Source organism: Psychrobacter sp. TWP2-1-2 (genome assembly GCF_049896785.1).
Classification (GTDB): Bacteria; Pseudomonadota; Gammaproteobacteria; order Pseudomonadales; family Moraxellaceae; genus Psychrobacter.
This window is the reverse complement of the sequence record NZ_JAFCVA010000002.1, coordinates 337,743-354,295: the sequence shown is the minus strand read 5'-3', so window position 1 is coordinate 354,295 and position 16,553 is coordinate 337,743. Positions and strand designations below refer to the sequence as shown.

General features: G+C 43.4%; 15 protein-coding genes. 9 read left to right on the top strand and 6 right to left on the bottom strand.

Annotation, left to right across the window (positions count from 1 at the left end):
* Positions 1–87 precede the first annotated feature (87 nt).
* The 3 genes from murI (at position 88) to ACP7AE_RS03425 (ending at position 2,839) form a co-directional block, all read left to right on the top strand.
* On the top strand, positions 88–1,095 hold the full coding sequence (murI, locus tag ACP7AE_RS03435; protein WP_426241343.1) for a glutamate racemase: 1,008 nt from the start codon (positions 88–90) through the stop codon (positions 1,093–1,095).
* Positions 1,096–1,259: 164 nt separating this feature from the next.
* The gene (locus tag ACP7AE_RS03430; protein WP_426241341.1) at positions 1,260–2,258 is read left to right on the top strand and encodes a DUF4062 domain-containing protein; all 999 of its coding nucleotides are present in this window, start codon (positions 1,260–1,262) and stop codon (positions 2,256–2,258) included.
* Between the two features lie 281 nt (positions 2,259–2,539).
* Positions 2,540–2,839, top strand: a complete 300-nt coding sequence (locus ACP7AE_RS03425) for a hypothetical protein (RefSeq protein ID WP_372815828.1) — start codon at positions 2,540–2,542, stop codon at positions 2,837–2,839.
* A 137-nt stretch (positions 2,840–2,976) separates the two neighbouring features.
* Here the strand turns inward: ACP7AE_RS03425 and ACP7AE_RS03420 are convergent, their stop codons facing one another.
* The 4 genes from ACP7AE_RS03420 to msrA all read right to left on the bottom strand — a co-directional run bounded on the left by ACP7AE_RS03420 (position 2,977) and on the right by msrA (position 6,829).
* Complete coding sequence (locus ACP7AE_RS03420) at positions 2,977–4,458, bottom strand: lytic murein transglycosylase (protein WP_426241339.1); 1,482 nt, start codon at positions 4,456–4,458, stop codon at positions 2,977–2,979.
* A 231-nt stretch (positions 4,459–4,689) separates the two neighbouring features.
* The gene (locus ACP7AE_RS03415; protein WP_426241337.1) at positions 4,690–5,403 is read right to left on the bottom strand and encodes a DUF1499 domain-containing protein; all 714 of its coding nucleotides are present in this window, start codon (positions 5,401–5,403) and stop codon (positions 4,690–4,692) included.
* Positions 5,404–5,484: 81 nt separating this feature from the next.
* Complete coding sequence (gene tmpT, locus ACP7AE_RS03410; RefSeq protein WP_426241335.1) at positions 5,485–6,138, bottom strand: thiopurine S-methyltransferase; 654 nt, start codon at positions 6,136–6,138, stop codon at positions 5,485–5,487.
* A 169-nt stretch (positions 6,139–6,307) separates the two neighbouring features.
* Positions 6,308–6,829: a peptide-methionine (S)-S-oxide reductase MsrA gene (gene msrA, locus ACP7AE_RS03405; protein ID WP_426241333.1), complete on the bottom strand. Its 522-nt coding sequence runs from the start codon at positions 6,827–6,829 to the stop codon at positions 6,308–6,310.
* A gap of 203 nt (positions 6,830–7,032) precedes the next feature.
* On the opposite strand from msrA, the gene cmoA reads away from it, so the two are divergent.
* Genes cmoA through ACP7AE_RS03390 form a run of 3 tightly spaced genes read left to right on the top strand, consistent with a single transcriptional unit; the run spans position 7,033 to position 10,114 of the window.
* On the top strand, positions 7,033–7,833 hold the full coding sequence (gene cmoA, locus ACP7AE_RS03400; RefSeq protein ID WP_426241331.1) for a carboxy-S-adenosyl-L-methionine synthase CmoA: 801 nt from the start codon (positions 7,033–7,035) through the stop codon (positions 7,831–7,833).
* 48 nt (positions 7,834–7,881) lie between these two features.
* Positions 7,882–8,943 (top strand): tRNA 5-methoxyuridine(34)/uridine 5-oxyacetic acid(34) synthase CmoB, encoded by a 1,062-nt coding sequence (gene cmoB / locus ACP7AE_RS03395; protein ID WP_201540781.1) that lies wholly within the window; start codon positions 7,882–7,884, stop codon positions 8,941–8,943.
* A 37-nt stretch (positions 8,944–8,980) separates the two neighbouring features.
* The gene (locus ACP7AE_RS03390; RefSeq protein WP_426241328.1) at positions 8,981–10,114 is read left to right on the top strand and encodes a DUF1176 domain-containing protein; all 1,134 of its coding nucleotides are present in this window, start codon (positions 8,981–8,983) and stop codon (positions 10,112–10,114) included.
* A 156-nt stretch (positions 10,115–10,270) separates the two neighbouring features.
* On the opposite strand, the gene ACP7AE_RS03385 is transcribed toward ACP7AE_RS03390, so the two are convergent.
* Positions 10,271–10,489, bottom strand: a complete 219-nt coding sequence (locus ACP7AE_RS03385; RefSeq protein WP_045448016.1) for a DUF2788 domain-containing protein — start codon at positions 10,487–10,489, stop codon at positions 10,271–10,273.
* 723 nt (positions 10,490–11,212) lie between these two features.
* Here ACP7AE_RS03385 and argS point away from each other — a divergent pair.
* From argS to ACP7AE_RS03370, 3 genes are all read left to right on the top strand, one after another.
* The gene (gene argS, locus ACP7AE_RS03380) at positions 11,213–13,042 is read left to right on the top strand and encodes an arginine--tRNA ligase (RefSeq protein WP_201540783.1); all 1,830 of its coding nucleotides are present in this window, start codon (positions 11,213–11,215) and stop codon (positions 13,040–13,042) included.
* A 102-nt stretch (positions 13,043–13,144) separates the two neighbouring features.
* Positions 13,145–13,960, top strand: coding sequence for an SPOR domain-containing protein (locus tag ACP7AE_RS03375; protein WP_109592480.1), 816 nt, complete (start codon positions 13,145–13,147; stop codon positions 13,958–13,960).
* A 145-nt stretch (positions 13,961–14,105) separates the two neighbouring features.
* Positions 14,106–15,200: a PTS transporter subunit IIC gene (locus ACP7AE_RS03370; RefSeq protein ID WP_265089327.1), complete on the top strand. Its 1,095-nt coding sequence runs from the start codon at positions 14,106–14,108 to the stop codon at positions 15,198–15,200.
* 102 nt (positions 15,201–15,302) lie between these two features.
* Here the strand turns inward: ACP7AE_RS03370 and ACP7AE_RS03365 are convergent, their stop codons facing one another.
* Positions 15,303–16,253, bottom strand: coding sequence for a c-type cytochrome (locus tag ACP7AE_RS03365; RefSeq protein WP_201540785.1), 951 nt, complete (start codon positions 16,251–16,253; stop codon positions 15,303–15,305).
* Positions 16,254–16,553 lie beyond the last annotated feature (300 nt).

The window sequence follows — 16,553 nt, the reverse complement described above, 5'->3', positions numbered from 1 at the left end:
TAGTATGCCAAACAGCAAACAGCAAACAGCAAATAGCAAACAGCTTAAAGATGACGATATGTATATAAAAATGGTAGTAGAGTAGTGATGGATATTGCTGCAAGTAATAGCTTAAATAGGGTGAAAATGCGCTTAGATAGCCTTGATGGTAAACATGTTGAGCATGTCGATAGTGCAACTAATGCTAAAGCTGACATCCATAAAACGAATATTGGCACAGTTGTAAATAATAAAAAGCGCAATGCGCCAATTGGATTGTTTGACTCTGGTGTCGGTGGACTGTCTGTTTATCTACATTTGGCACAGCAGTTGCCTGCCGAGCGTTATGTCTATTATGCAGACACCTTAAATGTGCCTTATGGTAATCGTGATAGCGCCGATATTGAAGCGTTGACTTTAACAGCCGTTGATTGGCTGTATGAGCAGGGCTGCAAGCTCATTGTTATTGCTTGTAATAGCGCCTCAGCCTATGCTTTGGGAACAGCCAGACGGCGTTATCCGCAGCTACCTATCGTCGGATTAGTCCCGGCGCTAAAGCCCGCCATATCAGCGAGCAAAATTGGTCGCGTGGTCGTTTTAGCGACTAAGGCTACCTTGAATGGCACATTGCTTAATGAGGTCATCGATCACTTTGCTAAACCCAACAATATGGTAGTGACCAAATATTTTGATCCGCAATTGGTACCTTGGGTCGAGGCAGGAATGCCAGAGCAGGACGATACTGCTTTAAGATTACGCCAGCAGCTCACATTATTTGCTCATGATGGCGTTGATCAATTGGTACTAGGCTGTACGCACTATCCGTTTTTCAAAACGTTTTTGTTAGATGAGATTGCTCAGCAGCAATTGGCGATGCAGGTCGTTGATTCTGGACAAGCGATTGCTGAGCGAGTTAAGCAGCTATTGGCTGCAAACCAGCTGTCTGCATTGGTTGACAATACCTCAGATGGTCATTGTTTAGAAACAACTGACAAAACAAAAGTTGTCACTCGACCGCCATTGATTTTTTATGCGACTAAGTTCGATGATAAACTAGGTACTTTAATAGCGCGTTTGCTTGGCAAAGACGCCATCTTGCAATACTATTCTAAATAGGCACAGCTAAAGGTATTTATACAAACCCATAACCATAATATTGATATAATCAAAATAAATTGAGCTTATTTTTATAAGATTATGCTAGGCTGTGCAAAACAAGATATTTGTGCTCTATTTTATATCATATTATTCTATGTCATGACCTAAGCTTAGAGGTGATTGTGCCAGACCGTCGCTATCATATTCATATCATATGCGCTGACAATGATCAATTGTTGGTCTTGGACAGCTTGGCGATATTTTTTCAGTCGCGGGCTTTCTTGACCTATGATGTGTCGAGCCAATTGCCAAAAGCATCGCTATATGGTCGACAATGTATCGACTCCTGCGATTATGCACTGATGCTCATTGGAGACAGTTATGGCACCGTGCAAAGGAATGGCGTTAGCCAAATGCATTTGAGCTATTTGAATGCCAAAGCCAAGCTCAAACCGTTACTCATCTTAATCAAAAATCATCATCCAGATGCGAGTATCAGTCGTCAACTGCAAGAATTTATTAAGTCGGTGACCCGGCAAGACAACAAAATATATTATTATGATACAGAAACGGATATTGAGCCATTGCTCGTGCAAGCTTACTATAACGCAGTGACCAATCATCAGGTCGTTGGTGGATGGCTGAGAGCTAATGAGGAAATGATTAAATTTAGCAAGCAAACCGTGGCGGAACGGTTTGCAGATCTATTGTCTACTGACAAAACGCTAAAGAAAAATAGCCCACCTGCTGATGAATTCGTCTCTGATGATGTGAGTAAGCCTATTATATTGTTAGAAGCTTTTGATATTCAATATAGTGCTCAAGCTTATGCAGGTGGCAACCTAACCGATGTTACCAGACCCTTGACCTTAACATGGCAAGAGATATTGATCGCCTTGATGAAAATACCAGCGACCTTTTCGAGCTATGGCTTGCAAAATGCTGTGAATCGCTTAATAGCGTCAAAAGCTGAGCAAGACATCAAAAAAGAGATGCCGAATGTCCATGCAGTCTCGCGCTGCCAAATTTCACAAGATGATTTGAACCAGCTACAACGTCAGCTAGTGGGTGCAAACTGGATCCAGCTCACAACCTATGGCACTCGTGTCTCGCAAGAACTTTGGAAGTTGACCTTTCACGCAAAAAATTTATTGAACGAAGTCCATCATAACTCCCAATGATTCGCACTCTACGCTAATAATTAATATTCCTGCCTTCCTCATTTCAAAATAGTCAGTAGCCTATCTGCTGTAAAGAGCAGACGTATGGCTGTGACTACGTTTTGTAATACAAAGCATACGCGTCAACGGTTGTGAATCCATTTAAGACTGGTAATATTGAGACTAATCAGAGATTGATAATAAATACATTATTTATATTAAAATTACTGACGTATATATTGTATACATATAAATCGAATGTATATAAATCGCATAATAATACTGACTAAGGAGAGCACCTGATGAGTAACGCTAAGAACGATGCATTAAAAAAAGAGCTTGATGGCTTAGAAGAATCTATGCATGCTGCCGAGCAGTTTCATACACTAGAAGAGCAAGTAGCGGACATGAAACGTCGCGGTATCGACCCTAGCCAAGCTTACAAAGACTTGGACAGAAAAGAAGAAGATGCTGATTGGGGCGATGCTACTTGGAAAGAAAACGGCAAGTGGGAGCCAAAAACGCCTGCTGATCTAGATGAAAAGGCACGTGAGAACTGGGATGGTGAAAATGGTAAACCGAACCCACCACCGATCGTTTAAGTTAAAAATTGACTAAAAAATAAAGAATACATCCTATGAAAAAAGCCACGTTATTATTAACGTGGCTTTTTTTGTGTGCTTAATCTAGGGCGTGCTTAGTATAGTATGTGTTTAACCTAAGATACATCCGCAGAATACTAAGAACCTTCGTCAACACGAACGAGCTTCACCACACCGTCGCTACCAATGACACGGCGATAGCGTGTGTTACCAGAGGTAGGTGATTGTGCAGAAGGCTGCGTCGAGTAAGTATTAGGAGTACTCGTTTGCTGCTGAATCAGCTGTCCCATGCGATCAGCAGAGGCAGGGTTTAAAGGCTGGCTATTCGACGGCTGTCCGTATTGATTGCCGTATTGCGTGCTTTTCGGGGCTGTGTTTCCAGCATCTCCAATGATTGCACGGTAGAATTTCTGTCCTGCGCGGCCATCCGCTGGCAAGATACCACGACTAGATTGGTATTGCTGAATCGCGATACGGGTATTGTCGCCAATAATGCCATCAACACCACCAATATCGTAACCCGCATTCAATAACGCCTGCTGGATATCTTTGGCTTGCTGGCGACTGATACCAGGGTCATCGGTAGGCCATGCTGTGACAAAGTCAGTTTTGCTGCTGTCCTCTTTGGTGATTAAGTCTGATAAATGGGCGATTGCCAATGCATAATTTTCTGACGCATTATAAGAGTAAAACGTATCAAAGTTTTTACCGACCAAGAAAGCAGGACCATCTTTGCCAGCGGGTAATAATAACCCAGCGCTACTCAAATCGTTTGGCAATGGACTGCCATTGGCGAGCGTGATACCTTGATTGCGCCAGTGGCTAATAGACTTCTTGTTTTTACGATCAGACGCTGCCCAAAATCCACTGGGCAGCTTGACTTCGTAACCCCAAGGCTCGCCCGTGCGATAGCCACGATTGTCCAAGAAGTTGGCGGTAGAGGCTAGCGCGTCAGGCACACTGTTGACCAAGTCGCGGCGACCATCGCCATCAAAATCAACTGCTAGCTCTAAAAAGGTACTTGGCATAAATTGCGTTTGCCCAAAAGCGCCTGCCCATGAGCCGGTCATATCACTTGGCGCGATATCACCGTTTTGGACGATTTTTAGCGCATTGGCATATTCACCTTGGAAGTAGCTCTGACGGCGATCAAAACAAGACAGCGTCGCTAAAGACTCAAACAAAGGTTTTTTGCCCAATGTCTGCCCAAAGTTTGACTCAACGCCCCATACACCTAGTACGTGCTCGGCTTTGACGCCATAGCGTGATTCAATTTGACGGAGCGTATCCGCCCATTGGCGCTTGGCACGGATGCCATCTTCTACACGCTCTTTATCGACCAGTGAAGATAAATAATCCCAAACGTCTTTTTGAAATTCTGGCTGATAATTCAATGACTGAATCACGCTAGGATCAGGCTGGCTAGGGCGATAGTTATTAAAAGTAGAGCTATCGACGCCGCGAAATTTGCTAGAGTTTTTCAAACCGTCTAAGCATTGTTGAAACTCGGCATTAGATAAGTCTGGCGCTGGTGGTTTGGCTGCTTGAGCAGTGCTAGCAAAACTCAGCCCAACAGCAAGGCTAAGTAGCGATAAAGTAGAAACTGGAGTCAAACGCATGAAAATATCCTATAAACGCTGAAATAGTTATTAAAAGAGAAAGCAAAGCGGATTGGTGCAGTATGGACTTAGAGTAACCAATCTCATGGGTAAAGAAAAGGTATCGAAGTAAGCTGTTACTATAAATTGACGGTGGCGTGAGGTTGAGAGAGGGTTTTAAGGTAGATAGGCTAAAATGGATAAAGTGCTAAAAAAATCCAATTAATCACTTTTACTTCTCTCGAAACCTAATCACTCCCCTAAAACCCTATCCAACTCTTCAATCAACTTATGAATCCGCGCCGCATTTTTGCCCAAATCGCTCCCACCAACCCGTGACTTGCTACGAATATCTACTAGACGTTCACTACTGTTATCCGTGATACGCACGACAACATCATCTTTAAAACCGAACCAAGCAGTCGTATCGGTCGCTTCAATGACGCCTTTATCCGCATCGATATTGACAAGCTCCCAACCTAAATTATCGATGGCTTGTTTGGTTGCCCCAACCAACTCAGATTTTGACTGGCTATAGCGTAAAGTTTGTAATTCAGGGTAGGCGGCGCGCTGCTGCGTTGCAGTCTCTACACCTGCATACTCAACTGGGTTTGGTGCATCAGCGCGCAGTGGGGCAATGGCCACAAATGCAGGTGGATTCACTAGGTCGGTTGAAATATCGTGAATGGGCGGTACATTTTTGGCGGTATTCATCATGCTTAGTGGAATAGCAATGGCAGTGATAGCAAGCGCTGCCGATGGTAATGCGCTACCAAGGCTAGCCGTGTCTCGTTTAAATAAAAGCTGTATGCCTAATAGGACCAATGTTGCGATACCGGCAAATACACCAAGCTTAAACCCTGCAAACGCAGTCGCTAAATCGACTAAGCCAAACTTGTACAGCGGACCTGCGAGTGTGACTAGCAAAATAGAGATTAAACTTATCAGCCCAACTAATATTTTCATTCAATTTCTCCATCATAATTTAGTACTGATTAATCACTACGCAAACGGCTCTATTAACGACTCATTTCATTTATTAACCACTCATTTCAACAGCCAAACATGCTCCGTGACCATTAGCTCAGGTGCCGATCCTATAGAAGTAGGTTCACTCGTCAGTTCGCTGATATGATAGTTATCGCCATAATATTGCTGTATTTGCTCGCTACTGATAGAGAACGGCGGTCCCGCTTTTTTGCTTTGGTCATAAGTGAGAGTGATGATAAATTGTGGTGCATTAGCACTGAGCTGGTACATTTGCGCACTATATTGCACACGCATATCAGCCGGTAGCGCAATCAATGCGGCTTTGTCATATACGGCATTTACAGATCCAATATCCTCAGTCGTTAATGCAAAAATATCAGCAACCCATAAGGTAATGATTTGTCCTGACAACTGACCTTGATAGTATTTAATGGCTGGATTATCTAGATACTGGTGCACAGTAGGGGAGATATTCTGCTCAGTAAAGAATTCTTGTACCGCTGTTTCCACCAATTCAACGCCTACAACGTCGTAGCCTTGCGCTGCCAGCCAAGCCATATCAATCGATTTACCGCAAAGAGGGACAAAGACACGGCTACCAGCTGGCACGTTTAATTGTTTAAAGTAGCTCATTAATAAGGGATTCACTGCAGACTGATTAAAGCCAATACGTTTCTCTTGCCAGCGGCTGTGCCAAAATTCAGCGTTCATACCTTAGCCTTTATTCGTTGAGGGTTATATTTGAGTTGTTTCTATCATAACTGTTTGAGTGAGAATGCTAAAGATGTTAAAAAGCCAAACGCTCATACAATAAGCGTTTGGCTATAATGAAATGCTTAGATAATCTTTTTTCAAATGAAAATTATCTTCATTTTGTGGTTTAGCTCACCATATATTGACTAAACTCTTTACGCAATTTGGCAAGCTTTGGTGGTATGGCAAAGTTACAATACCCTTGTCCTGGATTCTTATTAAAGAAATCCTGATGGGTCTCTTCTGCTTGATAAAACTCAACAGCTGGATGTACTTCAGTGACCACATTGACGCCCATATCGCGCAGTTTGTTGATAGTGCGGTCAATCGTTGGTTTCTGATTTTCTTCGGTATAAAAAACCACGCTGCGGTACTGGCTGCCGACGTCATTGCCTTGACGATCCATTGTGGTGGGATCATGGGTGGCAAAGAAAACATCAAGTATCACTTCTAACGGGACGATAGAGTCATCGAACTCAATTTTGATCACTTCAACATGCCCTGTATTGCCACCACAGACCGCTTCGTAATTGGCAGAAACAGCGTCACCGCCCATGTAGCCTGAGACGACAGATTGCACACCTTTTACGGATAAAAATACCGATTCGGTACACCAAAAACAGCCACCGCCTAAAATAATGGTTTGCATAATCTTTCCTATTTTTATAACTATAAAATGCGAGCCAAGTGTTTTTTACTTAGCAATACGTATTTAGCTTAGCAGGGCATCTGACTGCGATAAGTAACAAACAGTAATGTTATAATGGGCTTTTGCTACGTCGTGCCGCTTTCAGCTAATAATGACAAGCAAGACCATCAATTATCTCCTAATTTAAGTTCTATCATCACAAAATGAGTCGCACCATGAGTCAATCTAAGCCTGCTATTGTTAAACACGACACCCTATTTGACAAACCGTTTACCACGCCACTCGATAAAGCGGCACGCTTCTCTTTTGATGAGCAAGTGGTGGCTTGTTTCCCTGATATGATTCGTCGCAGTGTGCCCGGTTATGGTCAGGTGCTAGCGATGCTGCCCATATTTGCCCGACGCCATTGTAAGTATCGTCAACAGAGCGATAGTGGTCAGCGCGTCAGTCGAGTGTATGATTTGGGCTGTTCACTTGGCGCAGCAAGTATGACGTTGGCGGGTGAGTTTGAGCCGCAAGATTTGCAGATTAAAGCGATTGATATCTCACCAGCGATGACGACCGAAGCGACCACGCTACTGAGTGAAAACTATCCTGAGCATGACATCGAAGTGATTACCGCTGATATTCGCGATGTCGAGCTTGAACCGTGCGATATGGTGATTTTGAACTTAACCTTACAATTTTTACCCGCCGCCGATAGAGTCGCAGTATTAGAGAAAATTTATGCAGCGTTAAGTGAAGGCGGGATGCTGGTATTAACTGAAAAAACCCATGCTTTTGATGAGCAATATGATGCGTGGTTGGTTGAGCGTTATTATGATTTTAAACGTGCCAATGGTTATAGCGAGATGGAAATCAGCGGCAAACGTAATGCACTAGAGAACGTGCTTATTACTGATACCTTAGACGAGCATCATGTACGGTTAGATCAAGTTGGCTTTAAACGTCATCTCACGTGGTTTCAGTTTTTAAACTTCGTCTCTATTGTGGCGTTTAAATAATCCTTATTTTTAACACAGTTTTTTTGATCAATACGGTAATCTGCTTTTATGCTTAACGACACTATCACCCACGCCGAACGCGCATTATATTTAACCTTGTTGGAGTTAGCACAGCAGCAGCCGAGTGCTTATGAATGGCTTACGCGCTTGCCAACATGGTTAAATGATATCAAGGACAAAGCCAACTACGCGCATGCACCTGCTTATCAAGCGTCAGTCGCTCGTTTGCCAGAATTAACCGTCAATAATGTCGATCTGAACAGTGATGTCCTGACGATTGAGGCAAATCTTAGTGAGTCTCAGCGCAAACAAACAATGGCACTATTAAAGCAGCTGATGCCATGGCGCAAAGGGCCTTTTCAAATTGGTGGTCAGCTCGAAAATCAAATTGATAGTGGTCAGAATGAAGACCAACAAGCCGCGCCAATATTGATTGATACCGAATGGCACAGTGATTGGAAGTGGCAACGGGTCACACCGCATTTGGGTAATTTAAAAGGTCGTCGCGTATTGGATGTGGGCGGTGGCTCTGGCTATCACGGCTGGCGTATGGCTGGCGCTGGCGCGGATACGGTCATTATCATTGATCCGTCTTGCTTGTTTTATCATCAGTTTATGGCGATTCGTCATTTTGTCGGGGCTGCTGATAGCTATAAAACGCATTATATCCCCGTACCACTTGAAGCATTGCCCGAGCATAGCCAATTATTTGACACCGTATTTAGTATGGGTGTGCTCTATCATCGCCAATCGCCGTTTGAGCATTTACAACAGCTTAAAGGGCAGTTGGTCAAAGGCGGTGAATTGGTGCTTGAAACCTTGGTTATCGAAGGTGATGCCAATACCGTACTGGTGCCACATGACCGCTATGCCCAGATGAATAATGTGTATTTTTTACCATCAGTCGCGGCATTGACAGGCTGGCTAGAAAAAGCAGGATTCTCAGAGGTACGTTGTGTCGATGTGGCAACGACTTATATCGATGAGCAGCGTAAAACGGAATGGATGACTTATCATTCGCTGGCCGACTTCTTAGATCCTAATGATGCTAGCAAAACGCTTGAAGGCTATCCTGCGCCGATGCGTGCGACTTTGATTGCAAAAAAGTAGCGCGTGGGTACTGTATTACTCATAGGGAATATGGACAGTGAAAAAATTAACGATTTTGCTCAGCGCTATGATAGGCTTGCTGCCATTGACGTCCATATCAGCTCATGCTGCCTATGGTACGCCATTTGAAGGGTGGGGCTTTGTGCAGGATGATTGGCAAGTGGTTTGTGATAATACATTGACTTGTCGCGCAGCAGGTTATGCAGATGAGAGTATGTTCGATACGCCAGCTTCTATTTTATTAACTGTCATACCAAAAAAAGCCTTGCCGATTGCCCAAATTCAGTTTTTATCAGAAACCTCAGACAAAACCTACCATAGTGCTGAACTGTGGTTAAATGGCAAAAACCAAGGCGTGCTACAACCAGATGCTGATGGTTCTGCGTACGATTTAACCGCCAAGCAAACGCAACACCTTATTAACCATGCGCGTCAAAATACTAGGATAGAGATAAGAGTAGGTAGTGATCGCTGGACAATTAGTGACAAAGGTATGGGTGCGGTATTGCTCAAACTTGATGAGGTGCAAGGCAGAGTAGGCAAGCCAATAGCATTGGTGAGTAAAAACCACACAAGTAAGCAAACACCGAAATCCGCTAAGCCAAAGCCAATCATCAAAAAGGCATTCTCGTATTCAGAAAAAGACAATAAGAAACTATCTGCATCAAAACAGGCGTACTTTCAGGTCAATATAAACCAGTGGGTAAATATTGATGATGAGCAGTTAATGGGCTCAGATGAGGTGATGGGAGACTGTGAACTTGTAAATTCCAAAAGTGAAGCTTCTATAAACTTTGCAAAATATGCTAGCAACAGTGCTAGTTGGGATTTTACCCCTATTGATGATAATCATACGCTTGCCAGTCATCTTTGTTGGCAAGGTGCCTATAATGAAAGCTATGGATATTGGCTTATAGACAACGCAAACCCTCATATTTCGCAGCTAATCACCACCGCAGGCAATGACTATTCTGATGGCGAGATTTGGGCAACACATAAAGATCGAGGCTTGGGTGATTGCTGGAATCATGCGATATGGGTTTGGAATGGTCAAACATTTGCCAAATCAGAAGATTCCAGCTCAGGAATGTGTCGCGGTTTTGCTGGTGGTGCGTGGGATTTACCAACTTACGTGAGTGAAGTCGTAAAAAATGATAGCAAGGCTCAGTGAGTGATATTTTGGTAGGAATGATTGACACACTGTAAAGTGAAGCCGTCATGAGCCATGTATTTTTTAATTGATTATTTAACCGCTTATTTATCAGTGATAGGCGAGTTATTTATCACCTATCATTGACAGTGAGGACACGGCCTAGTCATATAAAAATTATATCAACCACCTTTTAAAAGCGACTTCCAACAATAGCTTGAGTAAGAAGCCCACAAACCCTGCGCCTAGTGCTAAGAAAATCCAAAATGTACCCGCGCGCCCAGCTTGAGATTCTTTAGAGATGTCCCACATAATAAAAAATAAGAAGGCGATGAATATGGGTAGTAAAACATACAATCCCCAACTGGTAACCGTACTGGCAGCAATAGCAAACATGGCATAATCCTATAAAGTAGTAACGCCGTCTTTATTTATTTCTATTATGGATCTTTTGATAATAATTGCCTTCAAAATGAAGTATTACCATTCATGATATAAGCAGTAATCCATAAAATAAGTCAGAAAAAAGCAGGCAGCAATACAAACCGTTATTATAACGCGGAAGCGAGCAGGTATAAACTGCTGCTAAGTAGGAGACAACAGTAACGCTACAATTTGCAGGGCTGACTGATCGGTGACAGCGCTAAATCCTGATCTATTTAAAATATTTTAATCTGACTTATCGTGAATGAAAGCACAGGCAACGCGTCTGTTAGGGCGTGTCTTCAAATAAATCGATTAACCTCTAAATGGGCTAAAAATGGCTAAATTTTGCCAAACATCGTCAAATAGCTTACCAATATCTCGATATTATTTGCGCTATTTTCCTTACTTTACAGCAATTTATCTCCTTTTTATCACCATTTTTAAAATGAGGGCACGCCCTAGTCACCTAAATTATCAGTGTTAACTGTCATAACCGTAAGATTTTAGTGCTAATTTTGGTGCAAATGGTGCAATGCAGGGCAAAGATTGTTATATTTACAGGTTACTTATCTTTTTTGTATTATTTTATCCCCTGCAATGTCGGTCGCTATTATAATAGGCAGTTATTGGCTGCTCGCATTCGCCACATTTTTATACCGTTTTTGTTGTTTATTTAATTGAGTTCAAATCCTTATGTCACAAGCCCAAATTGATACACTTGCATCACTATTTAACGATGCGATTCAAACCCTACAAGCAGATGGCACGTTACCAAGCGATTGGCAAAATAATAGCCAAATCACCCGTACTAAAGACTTAAGCCATGGTGATTTCGCCAGTAATATCGCGCTGACAGCGGCCAAAGCTGCCAAGGTCAATCCACGACAGCTTGCCGAAAAAATCGTCAATGCGCTGCCTGAAAACCAAGACATTCGCCAAGTGGAAATCGCAGGTCCAGGCTTTATTAACGTGTTCTTAAATGCGGAAGCCAAATTTGCGGTATTAGATGATATCTTTGCCTTGCAAGATCGCTTTGGTTTAAGCGATCAGTTTGACGGGCAAAAAATTCAGGTTGAGTTTGTCTCTGCCAATCCAACGTCAAGTTTGCACGTTGGGCACGGTCGCGGTGCAGCGTTCGGTATGAGCGTGGCAAACCTGCTGGAAGCGATTGGTTATGACGTCACGCGTGAATATTATGTCAATGACGCCGGTCGTCAAATGGATATCTTGGCGACCAGTACCTATTTGCGTTATCTGGAAATCAATGGCGAGCAAATAATCTTCCCAGTCAATGGTTATCAAGGTGATTATGTCAGTGACATCGCCCAAACGTTAAAAGCGCAACATGGTGATCATTACGTTCATAGCTTTGCAGCAATCGCCAAAGATGTGCCAGCAGATGCTGAGTTTGAGATTAATGCGGACGGCGAAAAAACACTGCTATCAGGTGACAAAGAAGCGCATATTGATGGCCTAATTGCCAACAGTAAAGCCTTGCTTGGTGAGGGCTATGAGCTGTTTTTAAATGCGGCATTGAGCAGTATTTTAGCCGATATCAAAGATGACTTAAATGACTTTGGTGTGCGCTACGAGTGCTGGTTTAGCGAACGGTCTATTGACAGCGAGATTGAGCCAGTCTTGCAAACCTTAGATGAAAAAGGCTACCTATACGAAAAAGACGGTAATATTTGGTTCAAATCAACCGATTTTGGTGATGAAAAAGACCGTGTTGTGCGCCGTGCCAATGGTCAATCTACTTATTTTGCTTCTGATATTGCGTATCACAAAAACAAATTTGATCGTGGTTTTGATAAAGTGGTCAATGTTTGGGGTGCCGATCACCATGGTTATGTACCACGCGTAAAAGCCGCTTTATTGGCGCTTGGTATTGATGCTGAGCGTTTAGATGTGGTGCTTGTGCAATTTGTTGCACTATGGCGTGGTAGTGAAAAAGTGCAAATGTCCTCGCGTTCAGGTCAATTTGTCACCCTGCGTGATTTACGTACCGAAGTTGGTAACGACGCCGCGCGTTTTTATTATGTCGCCCGTAAGCCTGAAGTGCATATTGATTTTGATTTGGAGCTGGCTAAATCACAAAGCAAAGACAATCAAGTGTATTACATTCAATACGCGCATGCCCGTGTTTGTCGAGTGTTAGAAAAGCTACAAAACAGTGGTCTTGTGGTAGACGATGCGATTGGTTTAGAACATCAAGACTTACTTAGCGCACCAAACGAAGACGAGCTGATTAAATTATTAGCAGGATATCCAGCGACATTATTACGCGCTGCGACGGGTTATGAGCCACATGTCTTGACCAACTATCTTAAAGAGTTGGCAGCGCTATTTCATGGTTGGTATGACAGCAATCGCATTTTGCCAGTGAGTTTGACGTCAGGTGAGACACCAAGCTCGGATGAGATGGAATTGATGCAAGCCCGTTTGCGTCTGTCTAAAGCCGTACGTCAAGTATTGGCCAATGGTCTTAGTTTGTTAGGGTTGTCGGCACCATCTAGCATGTAGTTTTTTTCTAGTATATAGTAACTTTCTAACATGTAGTATGAGTATAGATGACTGCCAGCCATAATTTGATGATAGTTAGATTCAGTAGGGAGAACCAGATCCATGCTAGCCAAAAAACCTAAAGGTGCGACTGAAAAACGCAAAACAAGTAGCGTATCAGGCTTATTGTGGATGTTTGTCGGGGCTGTATTGACCCTTATGATAGGGGTGTTTATATACTTGTCACCATTATTTGATTTCAGTCCCGCTGACAGCACCGCTGGTAATGATCCTGATCGTCAGGTACAGCCACGTGTCGACACTGATACTGATAATGGTGATTATGAGTTCTATGATATTTTGCCCAATCAAGAGATGGCGACTATTCCTGATGAAGATATTGCTGAGACAGGCAATGATCGCATAGGGGATATCAGTGCCTTTGAGCCTGATGTGGTGGTGACTCAACCTGAAGATGGCTCAGCCAGTCGCAATGATGATACTGGTAACTTTGGTATCTCTGAAAATACGGTTATTGCGCCCAGTCGTGGTAATAACGCTGCTACCAGTAATAGCGGCGATGACATTGTGATCGTTGAAGAAGACGCGACCTATGATGGATCGACGCCTGCTAGTAGCAATAATACGTCCACCAATAATGCAGGCGCAGGTACTGCTAGCGTTCAGGCTGCAAAACCTGCGGCAACTTACATTTTGCAGATCAACAGCTTCGGTGATGCGGATGAAGCAGATCGCCGCCGTGCTCAAGTGTTGATGGCAGGTGTAGACGCTCGCGTGGTCAAGAATACGACGGGTAATGGTTTGCCAATCTATCAAGTTATTTCTCGCCCGATGAATAACCGCCAAGCAGTAACCACTGCTCAGCAGCGCCTACAGAATAATGGTATTGACTCCATCATCGTTGAACAGCGTCGTTAAGTTGCGCTGTTTAATGACAGTTATAGTTCTTTATGAATAATAAAAAAAGCGTCGCAATGACGTTTTTTTTATCTCTGATTTTTAGCAAAGTTATTTTTCTGTTGGTTTATTACCTTTCATCAAAAATTTTATAAAGAGCATGGCTATGACTGTCTCTCATTTAGCAACACCGCCTACTGGCTTCATTAAAGCATTTTTCCAAAAGTATTTTATTGATGCGTTTACTGGCATGGCTTTAGGGCTATTTGTCACATTGATTGCTGGTCTAATCATCTCGCAAATCGGTGGCTGGTTAGATTTGCCCGCATTGGTTGCGGTGGGCAAGCTTGCCTCAGTACTAATGGGTGCGGGTATCGGAGTAGGGATCGCCTATTACCTTAAAGCACCGACGCTCGTCATGCTCAGCTGCTTGGTGGCGGGTATGCTTGGCGCACACTCTGAAGCATTAATAGCAGGGACGTTATTTACGCCCCAAGTAGGTGGACCTGCGACCTTTGCCGCGTTACCGGGCAATCCGATAGGGGCGTATTTGACCTCGGTATTTGCTTATCGTGCTGGTACTTGGGTTGCTGGCAAAACCAAGCTTGATATTCTATTGGTTCCTTTATTGGTATGCGCGGTAGCATTAGCAGTTTGCGCACTATTGAATCCACCTATCGTCGCTACGGTCGCTGCCATTGGTCAAGGTATTCAAGCGGCCACTGAGTTACAGCCTCTGTTAATGGGTATTGTGATTGCAGTGGTGGTGGGTATTTTATTGACATTGCCAACGTCCAGCGCTGCTATTTGTATCGCAATTGGGCTTGGCGGCGTAGCAGGCGGGGCAGCAGTGGTAGGCTGTGCAGCACACATGATTGGCTTTGCCGTTGCAAGCTTTAAAGACAACGGCATTAGTGGCGTGATATCTCAAGGTCTGGGTACCAGTATGCTACAGATTCCTAATGTGTTAAAAAAACCGCTGGTGTTGTTGCCTGCTGTGATTGCCAGCGCCATCGTTGGTCCTATTGCGACAGTAGGTTTTGGACTGGCATGTACGGCAACGGGTGCGGGTATGGGTACCGCCGGATTGGTCGGCGTATTTGGAGTGATTGAAGCGTCACAAGACATCATGAGTACGGGTCAATTATGGACAGCGATTATCCTGTTGATGTTTGTATTACCTGCCCTAATTGCAGGGGTGGTCGCTCATGTGATGCGCCGCATGGGCTGGCTAGTTGATGGTGATATGAAATTGCCTTAAATTAAAGATAAAGGACGCAAATTATCCTAACTATCAATAATAAAAAAGCCCAGCTATTTAAGTAGTTGGGCTTTTTATGGTAACTTTTAAAGGTGCTTAAAACTAGCGGCGTACATCTTTAGGGGCATCACCATTGGGCCAGTCTTTGTCTTTGTTGGCTTTGATAGGTCGCGGCAGATGGGTAAAGTAAGCGGCAATATCGACCGCTTCTTGGTCACTAAGCGAGTTACCTTGACCAAATGGCATTTTGCCTTTGATAAAGGCCGCTGCTGTATAAGTTCGTGCCATACCTGCGCCATCGTTAAAGGACTTGTCTCCGGCTACTGCTGGATAGATATAAGTGCCATCGTCGTTATATTGACCTTCGCCATTTTCACCATGGCAAACGCTACATTTTTCAGCAAACAGCTTTTTGCCATTGTCCGTATTTGGCTCTAAAGTTTTGTCTACCTTAACAAAACCGCGACCTTCAGGCGAGACGCCATAAGGCAAACCCTGTGATAACCAGCTCATATAAGACACCATCGCATTCATATCATCTGAACCTAGGTCAAGCGCTTTGCCATTCATTGAGCGTTCAAAACAGCCATTGATGCGCTCTTGTATTGAATTCACGCGACCAGCACGTGAACGATAAATAGGATAAATGCCCGGCATGCCATTCCAAGGCGCCGCGTAGGCCTCTGAGCCATTACCCAAGTGACAGCTGGTACAGTTCAACTGGTTGCCGACATTGTCAGGCATCTCTCTATAAGTATGATTGGCGATTTGTAAGCCGCGACGTACTGCTGCGCCAAACTCATCATCTGGAATAGTGGATTCATCTGGCATGCTAACGCTCAGTTTGGCGCTTGGATTTGCAGCCATCTCGTCTTTAATTTCTGAGGCACGTGCCTCAAGTGACTTAACGCGGGCTAATGCTTCAGCTTCTGCGACACGGTCGACAGCCTTGGTATCTGATTCACTACAGCCTGACAGGCTAACTGCACCAATAGCAAAGATAGCAGCCAGTAGAACGGAGGAAGAGGGTTTGACCTTTAAAAGTATTTTCATTGGAATATCCTTATTATCAAAAATAATATGTAATAATATATTTTTATGATAATTTAGCTGTCAAAATGACAGAAGTAATCTTAATTTTTGTGCAAAAAATCTGAATGAGTCATCAATCTGTAAGTTGCTAGAAACATAATTGTACCAAATATTAAATAATTAAAGTATATAAATAGATAAAGTGTTTTGGCTTTAGAGGGACATGAATCAATTTCATACCGTATGAAGAACCATATTGAAAGACAGTGTTGAAATACTCGCCACAAAAAAGCGCTTAAATATTATCAATATTTAAGCGCT

Bases quoted from the DNA above. Each gene is read 5' to 3' on its own strand.
- murI (WP_426241343.1), top strand. From the start codon at position 88: ATGGATATTGCTGCAAGTAATAGCTTAAATAGGGTGAAAATGCGCTTA.
- ACP7AE_RS03425 (WP_372815828.1), top strand. From the start codon at position 2,540: ATGAGTAACGCTAAGAACGATGCATTAAAAAAAGAGCTTGATGGCTTA.
- ACP7AE_RS03420 (WP_426241339.1), bottom strand. From the start codon at position 4,458: ATGCGTTTGACTCCAGTTTCTACTTTATCGCTACTTAGCCTTGCTGTT.
- ACP7AE_RS03415 (WP_426241337.1), bottom strand. From the start codon at position 5,403: ATGAAAATATTAGTTGGGCTGATAAGTTTAATCTCTATTTTGCTAGTC.
- tmpT (WP_426241335.1), bottom strand. From the start codon at position 6,138: ATGAACGCTGAATTTTGGCACAGCCGCTGGCAAGAGAAACGTATTGGC.
- msrA (WP_426241333.1), bottom strand. From the start codon at position 6,829: ATGCAAACCATTATTTTAGGCGGTGGCTGTTTTTGGTGTACCGAATCG.
- cmoA (WP_426241331.1), top strand. From the start codon at position 7,033: ATGAGTCGCACCATGAGTCAATCTAAGCCTGCTATTGTTAAACACGAC.
- cmoB (WP_201540781.1), top strand. From the start codon at position 7,882: ATGCTTAACGACACTATCACCCACGCCGAACGCGCATTATATTTAACC.
- ACP7AE_RS03385 (WP_045448016.1), bottom strand. From the start codon at position 10,489: ATGTTTGCTATTGCTGCCAGTACGGTTACCAGTTGGGGATTGTATGTT.
- argS (WP_201540783.1), top strand. From the start codon at position 11,213: ATGTCACAAGCCCAAATTGATACACTTGCATCACTATTTAACGATGCG.
- ACP7AE_RS03375 (WP_109592480.1), top strand. From the start codon at position 13,145: ATGCTAGCCAAAAAACCTAAAGGTGCGACTGAAAAACGCAAAACAAGT.
- ACP7AE_RS03370 (WP_265089327.1), top strand. From the start codon at position 14,106: ATGACTGTCTCTCATTTAGCAACACCGCCTACTGGCTTCATTAAAGCA.
- ACP7AE_RS03365 (WP_201540785.1), bottom strand. From the start codon at position 16,253: ATGAAAATACTTTTAAAGGTCAAACCCTCTTCCTCCGTTCTACTGGCT.